The sequence below is a fragment of the Paraplanobispora siamensis genome, from assembly GCF_016863175.1.
Lineage (GTDB): Bacteria > Actinomycetota > Actinomycetes > Streptosporangiales > Streptosporangiaceae > Planobispora > Planobispora siamensis.
The window spans coordinates 73,731-95,310 of the sequence record NZ_BOOJ01000009.1; the positions used below are offsets into that span (position 1 = coordinate 73,731).

The 21,580-nt window shown below is 74.2% G+C and carries 16 protein-coding genes and 1 pseudogene; 9 read left to right on the forward strand and 8 right to left on the reverse strand.

The genetic code is table 11. From position 1 onward, the window contains the following. The first annotated feature begins 95 nt into the window (after positions 1 to 95). Positions 96 to 1,109 carry a LacI family DNA-binding transcriptional regulator gene (locus tag Psi01_RS04440; protein ID WP_204062630.1) on the forward strand — a complete coding sequence of 338 codons (1,014 nt, stop codon included), beginning with the start codon at positions 96 to 98 and terminating at the stop codon, positions 1,107 to 1,109. Between the two features lie 151 nt (positions 1,110 to 1,260). On the opposite strand, the gene Psi01_RS44020 is transcribed toward Psi01_RS04440, so the two are convergent. The 3 genes from Psi01_RS44020 to Psi01_RS04455 form a co-directional block, all read right to left on the reverse strand. After that, on the reverse strand, positions 1,261 to 2,319 hold the full coding sequence (locus Psi01_RS44020) for a glycoside hydrolase family 19 protein (RefSeq protein ID WP_275424489.1): 1,059 nt from the start codon (positions 2,317 to 2,319) through the stop codon (positions 1,261 to 1,263). Between the two features lie 130 nt (positions 2,320 to 2,449). Then, the gene (locus tag Psi01_RS04450; protein WP_204062632.1) at positions 2,450 to 5,173 is read right to left on the reverse strand and encodes a PEP/pyruvate-binding domain-containing protein; all 2,724 of its coding nucleotides are present in this window, start codon (positions 5,171 to 5,173) and stop codon (positions 2,450 to 2,452) included. Positions 5,174 to 5,277: 104 nt separating this feature from the next. After that, positions 5,278 to 6,018 (reverse strand): helix-turn-helix transcriptional regulator, encoded by a 741-nt coding sequence (locus tag Psi01_RS04455; RefSeq protein ID WP_204062633.1) that lies wholly within the window; start codon positions 6,016 to 6,018, stop codon positions 5,278 to 5,280. Positions 6,019 to 6,112: 94 nt separating this feature from the next. On the opposite strand from Psi01_RS04455, the gene Psi01_RS04460 reads away from it, so the two are divergent. The 4 genes from Psi01_RS04460 (at position 6,113) to Psi01_RS04475 (ending at position 10,171) form a co-directional block, all read left to right on the forward strand. Continuing rightward, positions 6,113 to 6,553, forward strand: coding sequence for a DoxX family membrane protein (locus Psi01_RS04460; RefSeq protein ID WP_204062634.1), 441 nt, complete (start codon positions 6,113 to 6,115; stop codon positions 6,551 to 6,553). 48 nt (positions 6,554 to 6,601) lie between these two features. After that, entirely contained in the window at positions 6,602 to 7,840 is a 1,239-nt protein-coding gene (locus Psi01_RS04465; protein ID WP_204062635.1) for an NAD(P)/FAD-dependent oxidoreductase, read from the forward strand. Between the two features lie 280 nt (positions 7,841 to 8,120). After that, a complete protein-coding gene (locus Psi01_RS04470; RefSeq protein ID WP_204062636.1) occupies positions 8,121 to 8,747 on the forward strand; it encodes a hypothetical protein in 627 nt (208 codons plus the stop codon). 200 nt (positions 8,748 to 8,947) lie between these two features. After that, positions 8,948 to 10,171 carry an MFS transporter gene (locus Psi01_RS04475; RefSeq protein WP_204062637.1) on the forward strand — a complete coding sequence of 408 codons (1,224 nt, stop codon included), beginning with the start codon at positions 8,948 to 8,950 and terminating at the stop codon, positions 10,169 to 10,171. Positions 10,172 to 10,300: 129 nt separating this feature from the next. Here the strand turns inward: Psi01_RS04475 and Psi01_RS04480 are convergent, their stop codons facing one another. Next, positions 10,301 to 11,233, reverse strand: a complete 933-nt coding sequence (locus Psi01_RS04480; RefSeq protein WP_204062638.1) for an acyl-ACP desaturase — start codon at positions 11,231 to 11,233, stop codon at positions 10,301 to 10,303. Between the two features lie 208 nt (positions 11,234 to 11,441). Between Psi01_RS04480 and Psi01_RS43130 the strand changes: the two are divergent. Next, positions 11,442 to 13,127, forward strand: a pseudogene (locus Psi01_RS43130) (AfsR/SARP family transcriptional regulator); the annotation flags it as partial. A 1,086-nt stretch (positions 13,128 to 14,213) separates the two neighbouring features. Here the strand turns inward: Psi01_RS43130 and Psi01_RS43135 are convergent. From Psi01_RS43135 to Psi01_RS04500, 4 genes are all read right to left on the reverse strand, one after another. After that, entirely contained in the window at positions 14,214 to 14,954 is a 741-nt protein-coding gene (locus Psi01_RS43135) for a DUF998 domain-containing protein (RefSeq protein WP_239127073.1), read from the reverse strand. Continuing rightward, complete coding sequence (locus tag Psi01_RS04490) at positions 14,951 to 16,198, reverse strand: glycosyltransferase (RefSeq protein ID WP_204062640.1); 1,248 nt, start codon at positions 16,196 to 16,198, stop codon at positions 14,951 to 14,953. Before Psi01_RS04490 ends, Psi01_RS43135 begins: the two co-directional genes overlap by 4 nt. A 14-nt stretch (positions 16,199 to 16,212) precedes the next feature. Continuing rightward, positions 16,213 to 17,043: a DMT family transporter gene (locus Psi01_RS04495; protein ID WP_204062641.1), complete on the reverse strand. Its 831-nt coding sequence runs from the start codon at positions 17,041 to 17,043 to the stop codon at positions 16,213 to 16,215. Positions 17,044 to 17,356: 313 nt separating this feature from the next. Beyond that, the gene (locus tag Psi01_RS04500; RefSeq protein ID WP_204062642.1) at positions 17,357 to 17,998 is read right to left on the reverse strand and encodes a DedA family protein; all 642 of its coding nucleotides are present in this window, start codon (positions 17,996 to 17,998) and stop codon (positions 17,357 to 17,359) included. Positions 17,999 to 18,295: 297 nt separating this feature from the next. Here Psi01_RS04500 and Psi01_RS04505 point away from each other — a divergent pair, with 297 nt between their 5' ends. The 3 genes from Psi01_RS04505 to Psi01_RS04515 all read left to right on the forward strand — a co-directional run bounded on the left by Psi01_RS04505 (position 18,296) and on the right by Psi01_RS04515 (position 21,540). Continuing rightward, positions 18,296 to 19,642, forward strand: a complete 1,347-nt coding sequence (locus tag Psi01_RS04505) for a histidine kinase (protein WP_204062643.1) — start codon at positions 18,296 to 18,298, stop codon at positions 19,640 to 19,642. 79 nt (positions 19,643 to 19,721) lie between these two features. Continuing rightward, positions 19,722 to 20,414 carry a response regulator gene (locus Psi01_RS04510; RefSeq protein WP_204062644.1) on the forward strand — a complete coding sequence of 231 codons (693 nt, stop codon included), beginning with the start codon at positions 19,722 to 19,724 and terminating at the stop codon, positions 20,412 to 20,414. A gap of 88 nt (positions 20,415 to 20,502) precedes the next feature. Continuing rightward, positions 20,503 to 21,540 carry a hypothetical protein gene (locus Psi01_RS04515; protein WP_204062645.1) on the forward strand — a complete coding sequence of 346 codons (1,038 nt, stop codon included), beginning with the start codon at positions 20,503 to 20,505 and terminating at the stop codon, positions 21,538 to 21,540. The last annotated feature ends 40 nt before the right edge of the window (positions 21,541 to 21,580 follow it).

Here is a 21,580-nt window from a genome sequence, read left to right on the forward strand (position 1 = left end):
ACCCCCGCCGGCCAGGTGCGGGGCCGTACCGGAGAAGAACGATCACGGTTTAGCCTGTTCCCGACCGAGCGGCTCCGACGAGAAAACGGTGGTCCATGTCCAAGGTTCGCCGCGCGACCATGAGTGACGTGGCCCGGGAGGTCGGCGTCACGGCCAAGACCGTCTCCCGCGTGGTCAACGACGACGGCCCGGTGGCGGCCGAGACCCGTGCGCGCATCCTGGAGGCCATGGGCAAGCTCGGCTTCCAGCCGAACCTCATGGCGCGGAACATGCGGGTCGGCGCGCGCGACTCCACGGTGGGGCTGGTCATCCCGGACATGGGGAACCCCTTCTTCGGCACGGTGGCCGGCGGGGTCGAGAACGCGGTGCGGGCCCGCGGGCTGACCCTCATCGTGGGCTCCTCGGAGGAGACCGCCGAGCGGGAGCGCTCGCTGATCTCCACCTTCCTGGCCCGGCGGGTCACCGCCCTCCTCATCGTGCCCTCCGCCGGCGGCGATCACCGCCCGCTGCGGGCCGAGCGGGCCGCGGGCCTGCCCATCGTCTTCCTGGACCGCCTGGCCGGCGGCCTGACCGCGGACTCCGTGGTCAGCTCCAACCGGGAGGGGGCGCGCGCCGGGGTCGCGCAGCTGATCCGCCACGGGCATCGCAGGATCGCCTTCATCGGCGACCACCCCGCCCTGTACACGCGGCGTGAGCGCTTCCAGGGCTACCGCGACGCGCTGGCCGAGGCGGGCATCCCCTTCGACCGGGACCTGGTGGAGATCGGCCACGACCACGAGGCAGCGGCGGCCGCCGTGACCCGGCTGCTCGACGGGCGGGAACCGGCCACGGCCGTCTTCGCGGCCAACAACTTCGCCTCGACCGGCGTCATCCTCGGCCTGGCCAGGCTCGGCCGCCGGGACGTGGCCGTGGTCGGCTTCGACGACCTCCCGCTGGCCGAGGTGCTCGAGCCCGCGCTGACCGTGGTGGCCCAGGACCCCGCGGCCATGGGCCGGGCCGCGGCGGAGCTGATGATGGCCCGCCTGGACGGCGAGCGCTCCAAGGCCAGGACCGTCGTGATCCCGACCCGCCTGATCGCCCGCGGATCGGGGGAGATCCCGCCTCCCTGAACGGTCGGGCGGGCCCCGTGAGGGGGAGGGACGGGGCCCGCCGGCTTTCGGCAGGGGGTGAGCGGGCCCCGTCCCGGCGGGCGGGACCGTCCGCGGTGATCGCGGTGACCGGGTCCCGCCCGGGGGAGACGCGCGGAGGCGACGCGCGCGGTCAGCAGCTCAGGTTGCCGCCGGGGGTGGTGCCCAGGATCTGGACGAACTTCTGGTAGGAGGCGACCCGGCTCTGCACCTGGGCGGGGTTGCGGCCGTTGCACTCCAGGCTGCCGTTGATGCTGCGGATCGTCTCACCGAAGCCGCGGCCGTTGACCATCGCGTTGTGCGGGGTCATCGTGCCCGGGCCGCTCTGGGTGTTCCAGTACCACAGGGCGGTCTTCCAGGCCACCGCGGCGTCGGTCTGCACCAGGTTCGGGTTGTTGAGCAGGTTGATGCCGAGCGCGTCGCCCGCCGCCTTGTAGTTGAAGTTCCAGCTCAGCTGGATCGGGCCGCGGCCGTAGTAGGCCGACTGCCCGGCGGGGCAGCCGTACGACTGGCTCCGGTCGCAGTAGTGCGAGTAGTTCGCGGTGTTCTGCTCCACCACGTGGACCAGGCCGCCGGTCTCGTGGTTGACGTTGGCCAGGAACGCGGCGGCCTCCTGCTTCCTGACGGTGTCGCTGCCCGTCTTGGCGAAGCCGGGGTAGGCGCTCAGCGCCGCGGTCAGGCCCTTGTAGGTGTAGAAGGAGTTCCGGTTCGGGAACATCTGGTTGAACTGCGCCTCGCTGACCACGAAGCCCGAGGGGGCCGGGTCGGTGGGCGGCGGGGTCGTGGGAGCCGGGGTGCTGCCGTTGCAGGCGTACGGCTCCCAGTACCACGTGCTGATGACCGGGTCGTAGCCCGGGTTGTCGTGTTCGGCGCGGTAGAGCTTGCCGTCGGTGTACCTGACGATGGCGCCGGTGGCGTAGAACTTGCCCGCGACCCAGTTCGGGTGGGAGCAGCCGGTGGAGGGGGCCGGGGCCGGGGTCGTCGACCCGCCGCAGGCGCCCTTGTCCGCCCAGACGCCGGAGCCCGAGGCGCCGGGCGTCTCGTTCTGGGTCCACCACTTGGCCGACCAGTTGCGGCCCTTGTAGGAGACGCTCGCGCCGCCCTGGTACGCCTTCGTGGAACTCCAGGCGGTCGCGCAGTCGGCCGCCGACGCCGCCGACGCCGGTATGACGGCCGCCAGCGCGCCCGTCACCGCTACACCCGCGAGAGACGCAAGGATGCGCTGCCTCGACACTCGATCACTCCTCTGTGCGGCACGAATGGCCGGGGAAGGGGGGAAACCGTACGGTCGAGATGCTGGCAGGGGCGGGCTTAACACCGCCTTAAGTGATCCTTTGGCTCTCCATATCGCTCGCCGGGGCGGGGTCCTGTGAGCCGGTCTCCACGGTGACCGCGCCGGAGGAGCCGTCCACGGTGACCTCCTGACCGGTGGTGATGTGCTCGGTCGCGCGGGCCACGCCGACCACCGCCGGGATGCCGTACTCGCGGGCGACCACCGCGCCGTGGGAGTTGGCCCCGCCCATCTCCATCACCAGGCCGCCCGCGGTGAGGAACAGCGGGGTCCAGCCGGGGTCGGTGGAGGGGCAGACCAGGATCTCCCCGGGCTCCAGGTGCGCGCCGACCGGGTCGAGGACCACCCGGGCGCGCCCGGTCACGGTCCCGGCCGAGGCGGGGGTACCGGTCATGGCCCCGTCCGCCGCGACCGGGGCGGCCACGGCCTCGGGCTCGGTGCCGTCCGACAGGATGACCCGCGGCACGTGCCTGCGGCGTCCCTCCCGCTGGTACTCCTCGCGCCGTCCGGCGACGAGCGCGCGCAGCCCGGCGGGCGGGGAGGTCAGCGCGTCGCGGACCTCGCGCGTGGTCAGGAAGAAGACGTCGTCGGGGGAGTCGACCAGGTCGCGGGCGGCCAGCTCGGCGCCGATGATCCTCAGTTCGGCGCGCATCGCGGCGAGGGCCGTGACCATGAGGAACTTGGGCAGCTCGCGCAGGCCCGTCAGGGACCGGGCGCGGCCGAGGGCGAAGCGGACCACCCGCCCGCGCAGCCCGCCCACGCGGGCGGCCAGGGCGGCGGCGGTCGTGACCGCCTCCCGGGCCCCCTTGGCGAACAGGGCGTCCGGCGCCAGGTCCGGATCGTCCAGGCGCAGATAGTTGGCCAGCACACCGATGACGTGGGTCGGGTCCTCCGACCACCGGGGCACCCCGAGGTCGATCTCCGCGACCGCCCGCGCGCCGTACACGCCCAGGAACTCCCGCAGGCCCTCGTCCACCGCGGCCGGCAGCGTCCCGGCGTGGAACCGCTCGGCGAGCTCGGCGGCGGGGGTCTCCAGCAGCAGCGCCGCGGCCTTGTCGTCCTCGCGCACGCGGGTGGCCAGGCGCCACAGCGCCAGGTCCATCTCGGTGGTCACGTTGTGCGGGATCCCGCGCAGGACGCCGGCCAGCTCGCCGGGCCGCGCCCGGTCGCCCAGCAGGCGCCAGGCCAGGCCGAGCATGGCGAACCCGGCCCCCGCGCCCGGCAGGATCGTCGGGACGAGCGGGAAGAGCTCGGTGGACAGCAGCCGCTCGACGCGGTCGAGCCGCTGGACCGGGGTGGCCTCGCGCGGGGAGGCGAGTTTCGCCCGCAGGACCGCCTCCGTCCGCTCTGCCCGCCGGTGCGCCGACTCCGGCCGTATCAGGGCCTGTACGGCGCGCGGAGGGATGCGGTAGCGCCTGCCGAGCCGGGCGGCCCGGCGCAGGGCGGGGCGCCGGGAACGGTGGAGCATGCCGAAACGGGGGTCGCGCGACAGCTCCCGCAGGATCACCGCCGACCTGGCCTCCATCACGTCCAGCACCCGGGGGAAGAACGCCAGCCCCGTCCGGCTGCGCACCACCCCGGTGACGTCGAAGAACATCCGTCCGCCCGCCTCGGCGAACTGCGGGGCCCCGGCCCGCCGGTCGGCCACCGGGACGCCGGAGTACAGCTCGGCCGCCGAGGCCGACATCAGCCGGAAGGCCTGCATGCCCATCGGGGTCAGCGGCTGGTAGACCCCCTGCGCCACGCTCATGCAGAAGTAGGCGCGCGTGCCGTCGGCGGCCTGCGAGTCGGAGTGCCGGGGGATCGGGAAGAGCGTGGTGATCGGGCGGGACTGGGTGAGCCACAGGACGCCCTCGTCGTCGACGGCCCACTCGGTGTCCTGCGGCGCCCCGTAGTGGTCCTCGACCCGGCCGGCCAGCGCGGCCAGCGCCCTGATCCGGTCGTCGGTCAGGCACGCGCCCTCCGCCGTGTTCTCCGACGGGGTCTCGACGTGCTCCACGCCACCCCCCTCGACGGGCCGTACGGCCAGCCGCTTGTCGCCCAGACGCCGCTCGGTGATCTCCAGGGTCGCGATGTCCACCACGAAGTGGTCGGGGTTGACCGCGCCCGAGACGACGGCCTCGCCGAGCCCGGGGCTGGCGTCGATCACCGCCTCGCGCCGCCGCCCGGTGACCGGGTTGGCGGTGAACATCACCCCGGCGACCTCCGCCCGCACCATCTCCTGGATCACCACGGCGAGCCGTACGGCGCGGTGGTCGATCCCGTTGGCGGCCCGATAGGCCACGGCCCGGTCGGTCCACAGCGAGGCCCAGCACCGCCGGACCGCCTCCAGCACCGCGTCCCGGCCGACGACGTTGAGGTAGGTGTCCTGCTGCCCGGCGAAGCTGGCGTGCGGCAGGTCCTCTGCGGTGGCCGAGGAGCGCACCGCGACGGGGCCGTGCGGCGCGCTGTCCCGCACGGCCGCGGCGACGTCGTCGGGCACCGGGGCGTCGAGCACGATGCCGCGGGCGGTGGCGGCCAGCCGGTTGAGCGTCCGGGTGTCGGTGGGGGAGGTCACCTGCAGGGCGTCGAAGACCGCCTCGAGCCCGGCCGCCCGCTCGGTGACCCTCCGGTAGGCCTCGGTGGTCACGCACAGGCCCGGCGGGACCGGCAGCCCGGCGGCGGTGAGCACGCCCAGGTTGGCGGCCTTCCCGCCGACCAGCGGCAGCATCCCGGCATCGATGTCGCGGAAGTCGAGGATCAGTGGAGCATTCATGGCATGCCTCCTTGGCTCGACGATAAGTCTCCTCTCATTAAATCAACAAGTGATGAAATAATCTCCCGGGAAGGGGTGTGGATCGCGTCACGGGACGGGTCGCGTCAGGCGGTGGGGCGCAGGCGTACGCAGCACAGGCCCGGGGCGGGGGCGAGGCGCGCGGTCAGGCCGTCGGCGCCCAGGCCCTGCAGGAGCCCGTCGAGCAGGTGCAGGTTCATCCCGCACACCAGCTCCGTGTGCTCCCTGGCCAGGACGTGGAAGGGGCAGTTGCGCAGCACGATCTCGCCGTCCTCGGCGCCGGGCTCGTAGCCGTGCGCTTCCAGGACCTCCAGCACGGCCTCCGGGCCGTCGGCGGCGCGCGTCGCCCGCTCGACTTCCTTGCGCTCCTCGCGTTCCCGGCCGAGCTCCCGGCCCAGCCGGAGAGCGTGCCGGTCCAGGACGGCACGGGGTGACTCGCCCGAGCGTTCGGCCTCCTGCACGGCTCCGGCCAGCAGCCGCCCCGCCAGGTCGTAGCGGCGCTCCGGTACGGAGACCTCGACGTCGCACGCCGCCCGCCGGTAGAGCTTGGCCGGTCTGCCGGCGCCCGGTCCGCTGCGGCCGGTGCGCCGCTCGAAGACGACGTCGAGCAGCGCGCACGCCGCGAGCCGCTCCAGGTGGAAGGCGGCGGTGGTGCGGGGCAGGTCCAGGGCCTCGGCCACCTCGTCGCGGCTCATCGGCTCGGGACTCGCCGCGACGAGGTCGTACACCTGGCGCCGCGTCGGCTCGTCGAGCGCGGCGACGGCGGAGATCCGGGCGGCCCTGCGCCGTTCGTGCCCCTGCGCGATCTGCTGTGCGGGATCCTCCATGCCTCCATTCTATAGACAACACTCATTGACGAAATTGGGGACGAGGTCTAGCGTTCTAGCTGAAGCGAATCCTGTTTTTAGAAGGAGGGGCGCCATGAGCTCCGACACCTCGGCCACCGGTTCCGCGAACCGCGCCACCATGTCCGACCCCGGCTACCGGGCCTTCCTGCTGCTGCGCGTGGTGTTCACCGCGGCGCCGATCCTGTTCGGCCTCGACAAGTTCTTCGGCCTGCTCACCGACTGGACGGAGTACCTGGCCCCCTGGATCGACGACATCGTCCCCGGCACCGCCGAGCAGGCCATGTACGCCGTCGGCGTCGTCGAGATCGTCGCCGGGATCACGGTGGCGGTGGTCCCCGGGTTCGGCGGCTGGCTCGTCGCCGCCTGGCTGGCCGGGATCATCGTCAACCTGCTGACCGGGCCCGGTTTCCACGACGTCGCCCTGCGCGACTTCGGCCTCCTCGCCGGCGCGGTGGCGCTGGCCCTGCTGGCCTCCCGATACGCTCCCGCCCGGCGCTCGCGCTCCTCATACTGAGGGGATACGGGGACGACATCGGCATCCCAACGGACGGGAGACAGTCCCATGGCCACCGAGCAGACGTTCGTCATCGTCGGAGCGGGCCTCGCCGGAGCGAAGGCCGCGCAGACCCTGCGGGAGGAGGGGTTCGAGGGCGGCGTCACGCTGATCGGTGCCGAGCCCGAACGCCCCTACGAGCGGCCCCCGCTGTCGAAGGGCTACCTCCTCGGCAAGGAGGACAGGGCCGCGATCCACGTCCACGACGAGGGCTGGTACCGCGACAACTCCGTGGAGCTGCTGCCGGGCCAGACGGTCACCGGCCTCGACCGGGGCCGTTACGAGGTCGAGCTCCAGGACGGCCGGCGGATCGGCTACGGCAAGCTGCTGATCGCCACAGGCTCGTCCCCGCGCCGTCTCGACGTGCCTGGCGCGGACCTGGAGGGCGTGCACTACCTGCGCACCGTCGGGGACTCCGAACGGCTGCGCGAGGCCCTGCGCGGCGGCGACAGGGCGGTGGTCGTGGTGGGGGCCGGATGGATCGGGCTGGAGACCGCCGCCGCCGCGCGGGAGTACGACTGCGAGGTGACGGTCGTCGAGCCGCGGCCCATCCCGCTGGAGGCCGCGCTCGGCCCGGAGATGGGCGCCTTCTTCGCGGGCGTGCACCGGCGGCACGGCACGGGGCTGCGGCTCGGCACGGGGGTGACCGGCTTCGCCGGTGACGGCCGGGTCGAGGCGGTGGTCACCGACGCCGGTGACGAGATCCGGGCCGACATGGTGATCGTGGGCGTCGGCGTGCGGCCCAACGACGAGCTCGCCCGGCAGGCGGGCCTGCCCGTGGACAACGGGATCCTGGTCGACCAGGCCCTGCGCACCGACGACCCCGACATCTACGCCGCCGGCGACGTGGCCAACGCGTTCAACCCGCTGTACGGCGAGCGGATCCGGGCGGAGCACTGGGCCAACGCGCTCAACGGCGGACCGGCGGCGGCCAGGTCCATGCTCGGCCGGGAGGTCGTCTACGACCGGGCACCGTACTTCTTCACCGACCAGTACGACGTCGGCATGGAGTTCTCCGGCTGGTTCGCCCCGGGCGGATACGACGAGGTCGTCGTCCGCGGAGACCTGGAGGGACAGGAGTTCCACGCCTTCTGGCTGTCCGGCGGCCGGGTCGTGGCCGGCATGCACGTCAACCGCTGGGACGAGGGCATCACCCCGGTACAGGAGCTGATCCGCAGCGGTTCCCCCGTCGACCGCGCCCGCCTCGCCGACCCCTCCGTCCCCTTCCCCGACCCCACGAAGACCTGACCCCCACCGGCAAAGAGGGTCAACCGTTCCGACCTCATGAAGGCCTGACCGCCTCCACCGTCATGGAGGGTCGGCTTTCCGGTCTCACCTGCTGTTTCCCCGGCCTCGCGAAATCCTGGCCCCGCACCGGCGCGGAGGACCGGCTTTCCGGCCTCGCCTGCTGTCGCGCTTCCACCGGCGCCGGTACGGCGAGACGGTGTGCGGAGGTTCCCGGCGCCCCTGTACGGCGCGAGCCCGGCGGGGGCGGGAACCTTCCGCCGATCTCGGGTGTACAGGGGTTGTGGCATCGAGACTGATCTTCGCCGTCGCCGTGCTGGCCTTCGCGGCGTCCGCCTGCGCGGCCGGTCCCGGCCCCGCTGAACAGGTGACCGCAGGACCGGTGCAGGCCTCCGGCTCCGCGGCCGCATCGGACCCCCTGGCGCGGCTGCGCCGTCCCTGGGTGACCGCGCCGCTCCGGCCGGGGGAGCCGTGCCCGGTCACCACGGAGAGCAGGAGCCCGGATCCGGCGTTCGGGCCGGTCCTGGGCGGGGGGCCGGTCGGGCCGGTGGGACTGGACCCGGGAGGAGTCCTGCGGTATTCGGTCCCCGAGTCCGGCCAGGGCTGGGGGGACTGGGACTGGGGCTGGCAGAAGGTGATGTGGGCGGTCGACCCGGCGGTGACCACCCCCGTCCTGGTCCGCGGCCGGCGGCTCGACAGCCCGGGCGAGGTCGGGTTCGACGATCCCGTCGTGCGGGAGCTCGTGCTCGACCCGGAGCGGGACGCCGCGCCCGGCGGCTGGCGGGACCACCCGTCCGCCACCCGGGTGCGGGCTCCCGGCTGCTACGCCTACCAGGCCGACACGGACCGGGGGTCCTTCGCGATCGTCTTCCGCGCCGTCGGCCCGGTGATGACCCCCGCTCCGGGCTGAGCGCAGTCGGGGACACCAGGGGCAGGAGTAAAGCTGAGTCCGATTAGTGGCATAAGATGGCGCATTGGTGCGTTCTGAACGGATGCATGCAATGACCGCAAGGCGGCCGCTATAAGCGGTATCTACCCCGGTCGAAGCCCACCATGACGGTGCGCTCCCGGACCGGGCGGCGCTCCGTCTGGACTCGGACGGAGACCCCGATGAAGTCCTATCTCGCCGTGCTCGGCTCCCCGGGAGCCTGGCGCTTCCTGGCCCCCGCCTTCCTGGCCCGCCTGCCGTACGCCATGTTGCAGCTCGGCATCCTGCTGCTCGTGCACTGGTCCACCGGGTCGTACGGCGCCGCGGGCGTCGCCTCCGCGGCGGCGGCCGTCACACAGGCGCTGGTGGGCCCGCAGACCGGGCGCCTGGCCGACCGTTACGGACAGGCGAAGGTCCTGCTGCCCCAGGCCGCCGTGCACGCCGTCGCGCTGGGCGCCCTGCTGGCGCTCGCCTCGGCCCATGCCTCCGTCCCCCTGCTGGTGGTCGTCTCGGCGCTGGCCGGCGGCTCGATGCCGCAGGTGGGGTCGATGGTCCGGGCCCGCTGGGCGCACCTGCTGGGCCGGTCGGAGCGGCTGGGAACGGCCTTCGCCCTGGAGTCGATCACCGACGAGCTGACCTTCACCCTCGCCCCGGTGCTGCTGGTGGCGGTCTCGACCGGGTTCTCGCCGGTCTGGGCGCTGTCGGTGGCGCTGGTCATGGTCGTGGCCGGAACGGTGATGTTCGCGGCGGTCCGCGAGGGCGCCCCCGAGCCGATGCCGGTCCTGGTCCGCTCCCAGGGCGGCGTGCTGCGGCTGCGCGGGGTGGCCGTGCTCGCGGCCGCCTTCGTCGCGCTCGGCACGGTCTTCGGCAGCCTCCAGGTCGGCATCACCTCGACCACCGCGGCCCTCGGCCAGGCCGGCGCGGCCGGGCCGGTCTACGCCGCGTTCTCCGGCGCCAGCTTCGTCGGCGGCATCGTCTACGGCGTCGTGCGCTGGCGGGCGGGCGTGGCCAACCGGCTGGCGGGCGCCGTCGCGCTGCTGTCCGCCGCGACGGTCGCCCTGAGCTTCGCCGGGTCGATCCCCCTGCTGTACGGCGCCGCGGCCATGGCCGGGCTCGTGATCGCCCCGGCGGTGATCACCGGCTACACCCTCGTCGAGCGGCTCGTCGCGGCCGAGGTCAGGACCGAGGCGTTCACCCTGCTGAACGGCGCGATCGGCCTGGGTATCGCCACCGGCGCGGCGGTCGCCGGCCAGCTCGTGGACCGCTTCGGCTCCACCTTCGCCTTCCTCGTCCCGCCGGTGAGCACCGGCCTGGCCGCGCTGCTGGTGCTGACCTTCCTGCGCAGCCTGCGCCCCGCGGCAGGCGTCTCCCGCGACCGCGAGCCGGTCACGACGTCGGCGGCCTGAACCCGGCCGGAGCCGATCACACCTTCAGCTGCTCACACCTTCAGCTGCTCACATCCGCAGCCGGTCGCCGAGTCCGGGCCATCGGGCTCGGGCCCGGACGCGGAAGGGTCAGGCCCGGACGCGGAAGGGTCAGACGCGGGCGGCCTGGGCGGCGCGGCGGGCCTCACGGCGCTCGACGAACCGGGAGGCGGTGGCCTCAGTGCGGGCCAGGAACTCGGCCAGCTCCTCGCGGGCCTTCTCGCCGTCGGCGTCGAGGTCCTTCAGGTCGAAGACGGCCCACTGGCGCAGCACCGGCATGAGCACGTCGTCGAGGTGCAGGCGCAGGTCGTAGATCCCGGCGTTGGCGATGATCATGGCCTTGCGGGTGAAGCCCTCGATGCCGGTGCCCGGCATCTGGAAGGTGGTGACCACGTCGGTCACGGCCCGCATGGTCTGGCTCGGGGTGAGCTCGAAGGCCGCGTTGAGCAGGTTGCGGTAGAAGAGCATGTGCAGGTTCTCGTCGGCCGCGATCTTGGCGAGCAGGCGCTCGCAGTTCGGGTCGCCGGAGGCCCTGCCGGTGTTGCGGTGGGAGATGCGGGTGGCCAGCTCCTGGAAGGAGACGTAGGCCAGCGAGTGCAGGACGCCGTCGTAGGAGTTGCTGAAGCCCTCCTCCATGTGCGTCATCCGGGCCCGCTCCAGTGCCACCGGGTCGACCGCCCGGGTGACCGTCAGATAGTCGCGGATGGCGGTGCCGTGCCGGCCCTCCTCTGCCGTCCAGCGGTGGACCCACGTGCCCCACGCCGCGTCGCGGCCGAAGGTGGTGGCGATCTCGTGGTGGTAGCTCGGCAGGTTGTCCTCGGTCAGGAGGTTGACGATGAGGGAGACGCGCGCCTCCTCGGGGATCGTCGAGTCAGTCTCGGACCAGGCCTCGCCGCCGAACACGCCGTCGTAGTCCCGTCCCTCGGACCACGGGACGTACTCGTGCGGGAACCACTCCTTGGCGACTTTGAGGTGCCGGTCCAGCTCGCGGGCCACGACGGGCTCAAGCTCATGCAGCAACTCGGTCTGACTGAACTCGCGCATAGGTTCTCCCTCGCAGACTACGGAACCGTAACCTACGTTAACGTAGGTAGGAGCTCCAGCCGTAAGTGTGATTGGCCCTATTAATTGGCGCCAGGTTTGTGGTGTTCCCACTTGTGGCCGTCCCCAGGAGACTGTCCTCGAACGCCCGAACCCGTATTAGTGCGTGGTCATCGCGCCGGCCGGCCGCGATCGTGAGGGCGTGGAGTTCATGATCCTGGGCCCGCTGGAGGTCCGGCGGGACGGCGCGCCCGTCGAGGTGACCGGTGACCGGCAGCGCACCCTGCTGACCGGCCTGCTGTTGCGGCGGGGCCGCGTGGTGCCCTTCGAGCAGCTGGTGGACGAGGTCTTCGGCGACCGGCTGCCGCGCGACGCCCGCAACACGTTGCAGACCTGCGTGACGCGGCTGCGCCAGTTCCTCGGCGGGGACGGGCTCGTGCTGACGCGTCCGCCCGGATACCTGCTCGACGTCCCGGCCGGGAGCGTGGACGCCGAGCGCTTCGCCGAACTGGTGGCCCGCGCGGGGCGCACCGCCGATCCGGGGGGCAGGCTGGGCCTGCTGGAGGAGGCGCTGGGGCTGTGGCGGGGGCCCGCCCTGGCGGGATTCGACTTCGCCAGGGCCGAGGCCGCCCGCCTGGAGGAGCTGCGGCTGAGCGCCAGGGAGGAACGCGCCGCCGCGCTGCTCGCCCTGGGCGACGCGGCCACGGCCGCGCTGGACCTCGACGCGCTGGCCGTGGCCCACCCGTGGCGTGAGCGCGCCGTCGCGCTCCTGGTCACCGCGCTCGCGCGGACCGGCCGGACCCCCGACGCGCTGGCCGCCTACACCCGTCACCGCGACGCGCTCCGCGACGAGCTGGGCCTGGACCCCTCCGCCGACCTGTGCGACCTGCACGGGCGCGTCCTGCGCGGGGAGCTGCGTCCCGACCCGCCTGTCCAGGCACGGCCTCCCGTACGGCGCAGCCGCCGGCCGCGGACCCGTCCGGGCTCCCTCATCGGCCGCGAGACCGAGCTCGCGGCGATCCGCGAGGCGCTGGTCCCCGGCCGCCTCGTCACGCTCGTGGGCCCCGGCGGCGTCGGGAAGACCCGGCTCGCCCAGTGTGTGGCCGACGACCACGCCGAGGAGGTCTTCTGGGTGGACCTCGCCGCGCTGCAGGACCCCCGGGCGCTGGCCCACACGGTGGCCGCCGCCGTCGGGCTGGAGGCCGAGCCGGGCGCGGCGGTCGAGGACGCGCTCGGCGAATGGGCGGGCTCGGCGCGCGGGCTGCTGGTGCTGGACAACTGCGAGCACCTGCTGCCGGCCGTACCGTGCCTGGTGGACCGCATGCCGGGGGTGACCGCGCTGGCGACCAGCCGCGAACCGCTGGGAGCCGCGGGGGAGCACGTCATGGACGTCCCCCCGCTCGGGCGAGACCACGCGGTCGAGCTGTTCGGGGCCCGGGTCCCGCTGCCCGGCTTCGCCGTCGGCGCCGGGCAGCGGGAGCGGATCGCCGAGATCTGCCGGGCGCTGGACGGCCTGCCGCTGGCCGTGGAGCTCGCCGCGGCCAGGATCGGCTCGCTCACCGTCGACGACCTCGCCGACCGGCTGGACGAGCGCTTCGCCCTGCTGCGGCGCACCCGCCCGGTGGGCCGGCACGGCGCGCTGGAGACGATGATCGACTGGTCGTACGACATGCTCTCCGAACCGGAGCAGCGCACCTTCCTGCGGCTGGCGGTCTTCGCGGGCACCTTCGACCTGACCGCCGCCGAGGCCGTCGCCGGGCCGGGGACCGCCGCCGAGGCCGTCGCCGGGCCGGGGACCGCCGACCTGGTGGCCCGGCTCGCGGAGCGCTCGATGCTGACCCGGCCCGGCCACGCGGGGGTCGGCCGCTACCGGATGCTGGAGACGCTGCGCGCCTACGCCCTGTGCCGCCTGGACGGGCAGGAGCTGCGGCGGCTGCGGCACCGGCACGCCACGGTGATGACCGCGCTGGCCGAGGAGGCCGAGGAGGGGATGCGCGGGCCGGACGAGGGGCGGTGGATGCGGACCCTGGAGACGTGGCTGCCCGACATGCGCCTGGCCTGGACGTGGTCGTGCCGGGAGGGGGAGCACGACCTGATGGTCCGCCTCGCCGCGGCGCTGGCACGCTACGGCTACTGGCGCGGCCGGGGCGACGTGATGGCCTGGGGCGAGGCCACGGTCACCGCGGTCGACGGCCCCCTGAACCCGGCCGGGCATCCGAGGCTCACGGCGGTCTACGGCGTGGCCGCCTTCACGGCCTGGAGCGAGGGCCGCCTGGGCGAGGCCGCCGCCTTCGCCCGCCGGAGCGTCGCTCTGGTGGCCGCGGCCCTGTCCCCGGAGGCACGGCTGGCCCTCCTCGGAACCGCGGGGATTCCGGACGGCGCGGCAGGAGGGCCGGTCCAGCGGGAGGACGTGGCGGCGGCGGTGGAGGCGCTCGGGGACGTCGCCCTCGTCAGCGGTGACCTCGACGCCGCGCTCGGCACCTACCGGGCGCTGGAGGAGATCGCCGAGGGTCTGGCCATCCGGGCGCTGGGCGTGGCCAACCAGGCGCTCGTCCACTGCTACTCCGGCGACCCGGCCGCCGGGCTGCAGGACGCCCGCCGGGCGGTCGAGCTGGCGCTGGAGTCGCGCAACCCCAGCATGATCGCCTTCGCCCGCTTCGCCGAGGGCGAGGTCCTGGCCGATGTCGACCCGGCCGCCGCCGAGGCGTCGCTGGCGGTGGCGCGGACACTGTGCGAGGAGGTCGGCAACCGGTTCATCGCCGGTCTGGTGCTCACCTCGACCGTCGCGCTGCGCGGGCGGCACGGCCCGCCCGAGCCCGCCCTGGAGCTGTTCAGGGAGACGATCGCCCACTGGCGCCGGGTGGGAAACCGCACGCTGACCGCGACCGCGCTGCGCAACCTCGTCGTGCTGTTCGCCCGCACCGGCATGGACGAGGCCGCGGTGACGCTCGCCGCGACGCTGCGGCGAGCGGCACCGGGCGATTCATACGGAGCCGAGGCCGATCGGCTGGCGGCGGCGCTCGCGGTCGCCCGGGCCCGGCTGGACCGGGATCGCCACATCCTGGCCGAGCTCGCCGGACAGGGCCGGTCGCTGGAGGAGGGGGCGGACCACGCTCTGACGGTCCTTGCGGCCCGCGCCGCGGGCGGCCAGCAAGACCAGGGCGATCTCGGCGAGCATCAGCAGGCGCTCGACGAGTCCGTAGTAGGCGGCGCCGCCGATCAGGTCGGCGGTCAGCGAGCCGGGGTGTGCTGCTAGGAAGGCGGCCAGCAGCACCACCGACGCCGCGCTGACCGTCAGCAGCGCGGTGTCGCGGGAGCGGCGGGCGAGCATCCAGCCCGCGCACGGCAGCGCAGTGAACACCACGGCCGCCGACCAGCGGTGGATCTCCCCGGTGATCGAGACGACGTCGGGGGCGGCGTCGGTGGGGAACGAGGCGGTCAGCAGCAGGCCGAGCGCCCCGGCCACGAGCAGCACCCGGGCCGCCGCGCTGCCCGCCGGGTCCGTCCCGGTCAGGCCGTACGCGGTCCACAGGCACCCCGAGGCCAGCGCGAGGGTGCCCAGGACCAGTGCCCAGGCGGTGCCGTCGAGCAGCGCGTAGTCGCTGATCAGCTCGTTCATCGGGTCCACGGCGCCCCCGGCGGCCAGGTGCGCGTACACCATCGCGACCAGGGCGAGCACGGCCCCGCCCATGGCGAGCGGGCGCCAGGCCGGAACGGCTCTCATCGGGCCACCTCCCGGTAGATCTCCTCGAAGCGGGCCAGGGAGGCCCGGTGGTCGTGGGTCAGCGCGATGGCCCGGCTCGCCGCGCCCATCACGGTGCGCTGACCGGGCGAACCGAGCAGCGCGGTCAGGTGCCGGCCCAGCTCCCTGACGTCGCCGGGGGTGAACAGCCACCCGTTCTCGCCCGGGCGCACCAGGTGGGGCAGGGCCATCGCGTCGGCGGCCACCACCGGCAGGCCGGTGGCCATGGCCTCCAGGGTGGCGATGCTCTGCAGCTCCGCGACACCGGGCATGGCGAAGACGTCGGCGGCGGCGTAGGCCTGGGGGAGCATCCCGTCGGGGACGAACCCCAGGAAGCTCACGTGGTCGCCGACCCCGATGCGCCGCGCCAGCCTCTCCAGCGCCTCCCGCTGCCCGCCGGTGCCCACCAGCGCGAGCTGGACGTCGTCGCCGCTGAGGATGTACGGCATCGCGCGGATGAGCTCATCCAGGCGTTTCTCCTCGTCCAGGCGCCCCACGAACAGCACGGTGTCGCGGTCCGGCAGGCCGAACGCCTCGCGCGCCCACCTGCGGGGCTCGGCGCGCGGGTGGAAGCGCGCCAGGTCGATGCCGCACGAGATCGGCTCGACCGGGCTCGCGAAGCCCTTGCGGTCGAGCAGCCCGGCCGCGATCGGGGTCGGCGTGGTGATCCGGTCGGCGCGGGAGAAGACCCGGTTGAAGTCGCGCCAGGCGAGGGCGCCCGCGCGCTCGCGGAGCGACCCGGGGATGTGCGCGAACTGGAAGAGGTTGTCGGGCATGAAGTGGTTGGTCGCGACCACCGGCACGCCCCCGCGCCGGGCCGCGGCGATCGCCGCGCGGCCGACCACGAAGTGCCCCTGCACGTGGACCACGTCCGGAGCGATGGAGTCGACCAGCCGGTCGAGCCGGGTGGGCAGGCTGACCCGCATGGTCGGGTGCACCAGCAGCGGCGCGGAGCGCAGCCGGTGCACGGTCACCCCGTCGACGTGCTCGGTCCTGGCCGGGCCCTCGTCCGAGGCGCACACCACGTGGACCTCGTTGCCCCGCGCGGCCAGGCCGGTGGCGAGCCGGTGGGTGAAGTAGGCCGCGCCGTTCACGTCCGGCGGGTAGGTGTCGGTCCCGATCAGGACCCGGCGCGGCCGTACGGGGATCGGCCGGAGCGCGGGAGCGGGGGACGGGGTCGTGGCTGTGGTCGCGGTGGAGGCGGCTGAGACGGCTGAGGTGACCATGGGGGAGGCTCCGTTCATCGGGCTGTCGGGGCGTGTGCGGGCGACATCGGAGTGGTGCGGGCGAGCGCGAGGGTCCCGGCGGCGGTCAGGGCCGCCGCGGCCAGGGCGGTGAGGGTGCTCGCCGGTCCCGTGGGCAGCGGCTCGCCGAGCAGCAGCGCTCCGAGGACCACCGCGGTGAGCGGGTCGGCCACCTGAAGGGCGGCGAAGGCCGGGCCGAAGCGGCCGGCGGCGTAGGCGCGCTGCAACAGTCCCAGCGCGACCAGGGCGGGCAGCGGAGCGGCCAGCAGGAGCCACAGCTCCCGGTTGCCGTCGACCAGGACGCGGGCGAGGGTGGCGGTGGCGCCGTACAGCACGCCCGCCCCCGTGGCCAGCAGCACCGCCCGCGCGGCGGGGGCGCGGCCCAGGGCGGCGGTCCACAGGAGGAGGGAGACGGCGGCCGCCCCCGCGAGCAGGGCCACCGCCTCCCCGGTGCCGAGATACGGCGGGTCGGAGTGCTCCGGTATGACCAGCACCAAGCCCATGAGCCCGATGGCGATCACGGCGGCGGCGGCCAGTTCGCCGGGCTGCGGCCTGCGGCGTTGCAGGGCGGCGGCGCACGGGAGGGCGAACAGGAGGCTGGCCACGCCCATCGGCTGGACCACCGTGAGCGGGCCGTACTTGAGCGCGACGATGTGCAGGGCCGTGCCCGCGCCGATCGCCAGGCCGCCGAGCAGCCACCGGGGCCGCCGCAGCAGCCGGCGCAGGTTGGGACCGGCCGCGCCCGCAGCCTCGAACTGCTGCAGGGCGGCGCCGGCCGCGAAGAACAGCGAGCCCAGCAGGGCCAGTCCGGCCGCAAGCACGGTCATGCGCACTCCTCCCAGAGCCGATCAAGACATGGCGAGATGGCCGCAACACCTCGTCGAGGCGTCCGGAGGGGGTCTTCCGGGGGACCAGTGGCAGCGTCCCGCGCCGGGGAAGTCCGCAACCATCGGGGATCGCCCTGAGTTCGGCGGGAGATCCCTGAGAGCCGGGTAGGGGAAGCCCCCTTGACGGGGGCCGGGGCGCGGGGCGGCGATCGTCGGCGGGATGCCGGGAGGAGCGGTGGTGCTCGGTGGTTCTCGGTGGTTCTCGGCGGCCTTCGGAGGGCCGGGCCTTGCGGGGGAGCCCGGCCCGGCCGGGTCAGTCGGCGGCGTAGGCGGGCTCGGCCTCCGGGGCCGGGGCCGGAACGGGGGCGGTGCGGCGGTGGCGCACGTACCGGACGACCTCGACGATCACCGTGATCGTCACGGCGATGCCCAGACCCAGCAGCAGGCCCTTGAACGGGTCGTGCTCGAAGGCGGCCCCGCCCACGTAGCCGATCAGGACCGAGTAGACGGCCCAGGAGGAGGCGGCGATCGCGTCGAAGAAGGCGAAGGAGCGGCGGCGGTAGGCGACCGCGCCCATGGTCAGCGTGCACGCCGTACGGCCGCCGGGGATGTAGCGGGCCACCACCAGGACGAGCCCGCCCCGCTCGGCCAGCGCCTGCTCGGCCCAGGCGAACGCCTTGGCGCTGCGCTTGCCGTTGCGGAGCTTGTCGTTGGTGGTGCGGCCGATGGCGTAGGAGATGTGGTCGCCGACGAACGCGCCCAGCGCCGCCACCGCGATCACCAGCGCCACGTCGGGGGCGCCGGTGGAGGCCGCGAACACACCCGCGGTGATCACGGAGGTCTCGGCGGGGACGATGGGGAAGAAGCCGTCGAGCATCGCCAGCGCGAACAGCGCCAGATAGATCCAGGGGGAGGACATCGCCTGCTGGACGGCGTCGAGGATGGCATCGGTCATATCCGGGCTCCAGGGGTTTCGGACGGTTCTCATGGCACGCTGACGGCCCGGCGATCTCCGGGACATCGGGGAAGACCCCCTAGCCCGCGGGGCGTACCCCTGAGATCCCTCAGGGATCCGTCACGTGGACCGTATGGGTGGTAGATGTCATGTCGCTTGCATATGGGTTGACCGTATGGATTGTGCAGGTTCGCCGGCATCGCACGAACGGCTCCGCCCACCCCTGACCTTCGTCGGGGGTGGGCCTGCCCCCTGAGGCGGAGGAAGGCGGGGTGAGGACGCCTGTAACGTCACGGGGTGACGGGCGAGAGGGGGCCGATGAAGGAGAAGGCGGTCCGCCGGGCCGGGAGAGATCTGCTGCTCTGGGCGATCCTTTGCGTTCCGGTGCTCATCGTGCCCTCCGCCCCCGCGTGGCTGGGACCCGCCGTCGGCTGGAGGCCGGCGTGGACGGTCGTGGTGGGGGCGGTCTTCCTGGCGGCGGCCGTGCTCGCCCGCCGCCGGGCGCCGCTCGCCGTCGCACTGGCGGTTCTGGCGATGGGGTCGCTCAACGTCGAGGAGGGCTGGGCCACCACCCGGCTCGGGTGGGTCACCGAGCCGGTGAAGCTGGGACCGCTGAACGGGTTCACCCTCGCGGTCGTCGTCCTCAGCTACCAGGCCGGCCGCCGGATGCCCCGCATGCGGCTCGCCGGGGCGGCCTACGTCGCGACCGTGGGCGTCACCGCCGTCCTGGCCGCGGCCGTCTCCCTCGGCCCCGCGCCCAAGCCCGAGGCGGCGTTCTGGTCCTCGGTCCTGTCCGGCGTGCTGCTCTGGGCGGTCCTGCCGTGGGCGGTCGGGCTGGTGGTACGCCAGCGCGCGGAGTCCCGCGTCCGCGAGCAGGACCTCGTGGCCGCCCAGGCCCGCCTCCGCGAGCGCAACCGCATCGCCCAGGACATGCACGACTCGATCGGCCACGACCTCGCCCTGATCGCGCTGCGGGCCGCCGCCCTGGAGATGGCGCCCGACCTCGACGAGCGCTACCGCAGGGCGGCGGGGGAGCTGCGGGCCGCCGCCGGTGAGACCACCGAGCGCCTGCGCCTGGTCATCGGGGTGCTGCGTGAGGGGGAGGCGGTCCCGCTGACCCCGCTCCAGGAGAGCGTCGCGGGGATCGTGGATCGGGCGCGGGACTCGGGCCTGGCGGTGGAACTGCGCGGGGACGGCGATCTGCGGGACCGTACGGCCTGCCGCGTGGTGCAGGAGGCGCTGACCAACGCCGCCAAGCACGCCCCCGGCGCCCCGGTGACGGTCGAGACGTCCGTCGAGGCGGGGGAGGTCACGGTGACCGTGCGCAACCGCGTCCCCGACGCCCCGCCCGCCCGGTCGCGCGGGGGCGGTCTGGGCCTGATCGGGTTGCGCGAGCGGGTACGGCTGGCCGGCGGCGCCTTCGAGGCCGCCCGCGGCCCGGAGGGCTTCACGGTCGTGGCGCGCTTCCCCCACGAGGCGGAGCCCTCCCACGAGGCGGAGCCCTCCCACGAGGCGGAGCCCTCCCACGAGGCGGAGCCCTCCCACGAGGCCCGGGCGGAACCTGCCCGCGAAACCCCGGCGGAGCCTTCCGGCGAGGGCGGCGAGAACACGGCGGACCGTGTCTCACCCGGCGGGGTGGCATGATCCATTCACCGCCCGGCGGGGGCGGCGCGATCCCCGCCCTGCCGAACGTCCTGCCGAACGTCCTGCCGAACGGAGTGACATGATCCGGGTGCTGCTGGCCGACGACGAGACCATGATCCGCGCGGGGGTCCGCGCCATCCTGGCCGCCGACCCGGAGATCGAGGTGGTCGCCGAGGCGGGCGACGGGCGGGAGGCGATCGATCTGACGCTCGCCCACCGCCCCGACGTCGTCCTGCTCGACATCCGCATGCCCCGGCTGGACGGCCTGGCTGCGGTCGCCGAGCTGCGCCGGGCCGCGCCGGAGACCGGGGTGGTGATGCTGACGACGTTCGGCGAGGACGAGTACATCGCCCGCGCGCTGGGGGAGGGCGCGAGCGGGTTCCTGCTCAAGACCGGTGACCCGCGCGAGCTGCTGGCCGGGATCCGCGCCGTCGCCGAGGGCGCCGCCTATCTGTCCCCGAAGGTCGCCCACCGGGTCATCACCGAGCTGACCGGCGGCCGGATGAGCCGTACGGCGGCCGCCCGCGAGCAGATCGGCGGCCTCACCCCGCGCGAGCGCGACGTCCTCGTCCTGGTCGGCGCGGGGCTGTCCAACGCCCAGATCGCCCGCAGGCTGCACCTGGTCGAGGGCACCGTGAAGGCCCACGTGAGCGCGATCCTCACCCGCCTCGGCGCCCGCAACCGCGTCCAGGCCGCCATCCTGGCCTACGAGGCGGGCCTGGTCGACCCGGCGGCCTCCGAGTCCCGAATCTCGGAGGCGTCCGAGTCCTGAGCCCCGGCGCGGTTCCTCCCCCGTGCGGGGGAGGGGGTTCCCCTCGGGGCGGGAGGAGGGGGAAGGGGCGGGCGGCGAGAGTCGGGGCATGACTCAACTGATCGGCGACGCCCGGATGGGGGCTCTGCGTGTGACGGCGGTCGCGGTGGCCGCCGCGGGCACGCTGCCCTACATCACCTTGAAGGTCACCTGGCTGACCGGAGGGCGGCTGGGCCTCAACGACTCGGGGCTGACCTCGGACGCCGGCTTCTTCGGGCTCAATCTCCTGACCCTCGGCATGGACGCGGTGGCGCTGCTCATCGCGCTGGCCTTCCTGCGCCCGTGGGGGCGCCGGATCCCGGCGGGGCTGGTCCTGCTGCCCATGTGGGTCGGGATCGGCCTGCTGGCCCCGCTGCCCCTGCTGGCCCCGCTGACCGCGCTGGCCGCCGTGCTGGAGAAGGGCGCGGTCGTGCCGGCCGGCGCCCCGGTGGCCGGATGGGTCTACCTCGTCGTCTACGCCGGGTTCATCTGCCAGGGGATCGGCCTGGCGGCCGGGTTCCTGCACCACGCGCGTCACCGCTGGCCCGCGGTGTTCGAGGCCCGGACCTCGGAAGGCGCGGCCGGTGCGGCGGGCCCGGCGCGGGAGCTGCAGACCTTCGTGGCGTGGGGCGCCGTGGCCGTCGCCGCGGTCCTGGTTGTGATCGACCTGGGGTGGGCGCTCGGCGCGGAGTACGGCCTCACCGCCGAGATGATCGCCCAGCGGAGGTTCGGCGCCCGGCTGCAGGACGGCGTGAACGCGGCCCTGGCCGCGGCCGCCGTGACCGGTCTGCTGACGGTCGTGCGGCGCCGCTCCGACCGGCCGCTGTGGATACCGGTGGCGCTGGCCTGGGTCGGGTCGGGCGGGATGTTCGGCTGGTCGCTGTGGAGCATGGTCGTCACCTTGACCCCGAACCCGCTGAACCCCGGCGGCGGCCAGGGCGTCACCGGGCTGGTCGGGCTGTTCACCCTGCTCACCGGCGCGGTCGTCGGGCTGGCCGGGATCTTCATCCTGGTGGGGCGGATCTCCGGCGACGTACGGGGCGGCGTGCGGGGCGGCGTACAGGGTGATGTGCGGGACGGCGTGCGGGGTGATGTGCGGGCGAGGTGAGATAGGCGCCCCCTGCGCCGGGTACGCCCTGCGCTGTACG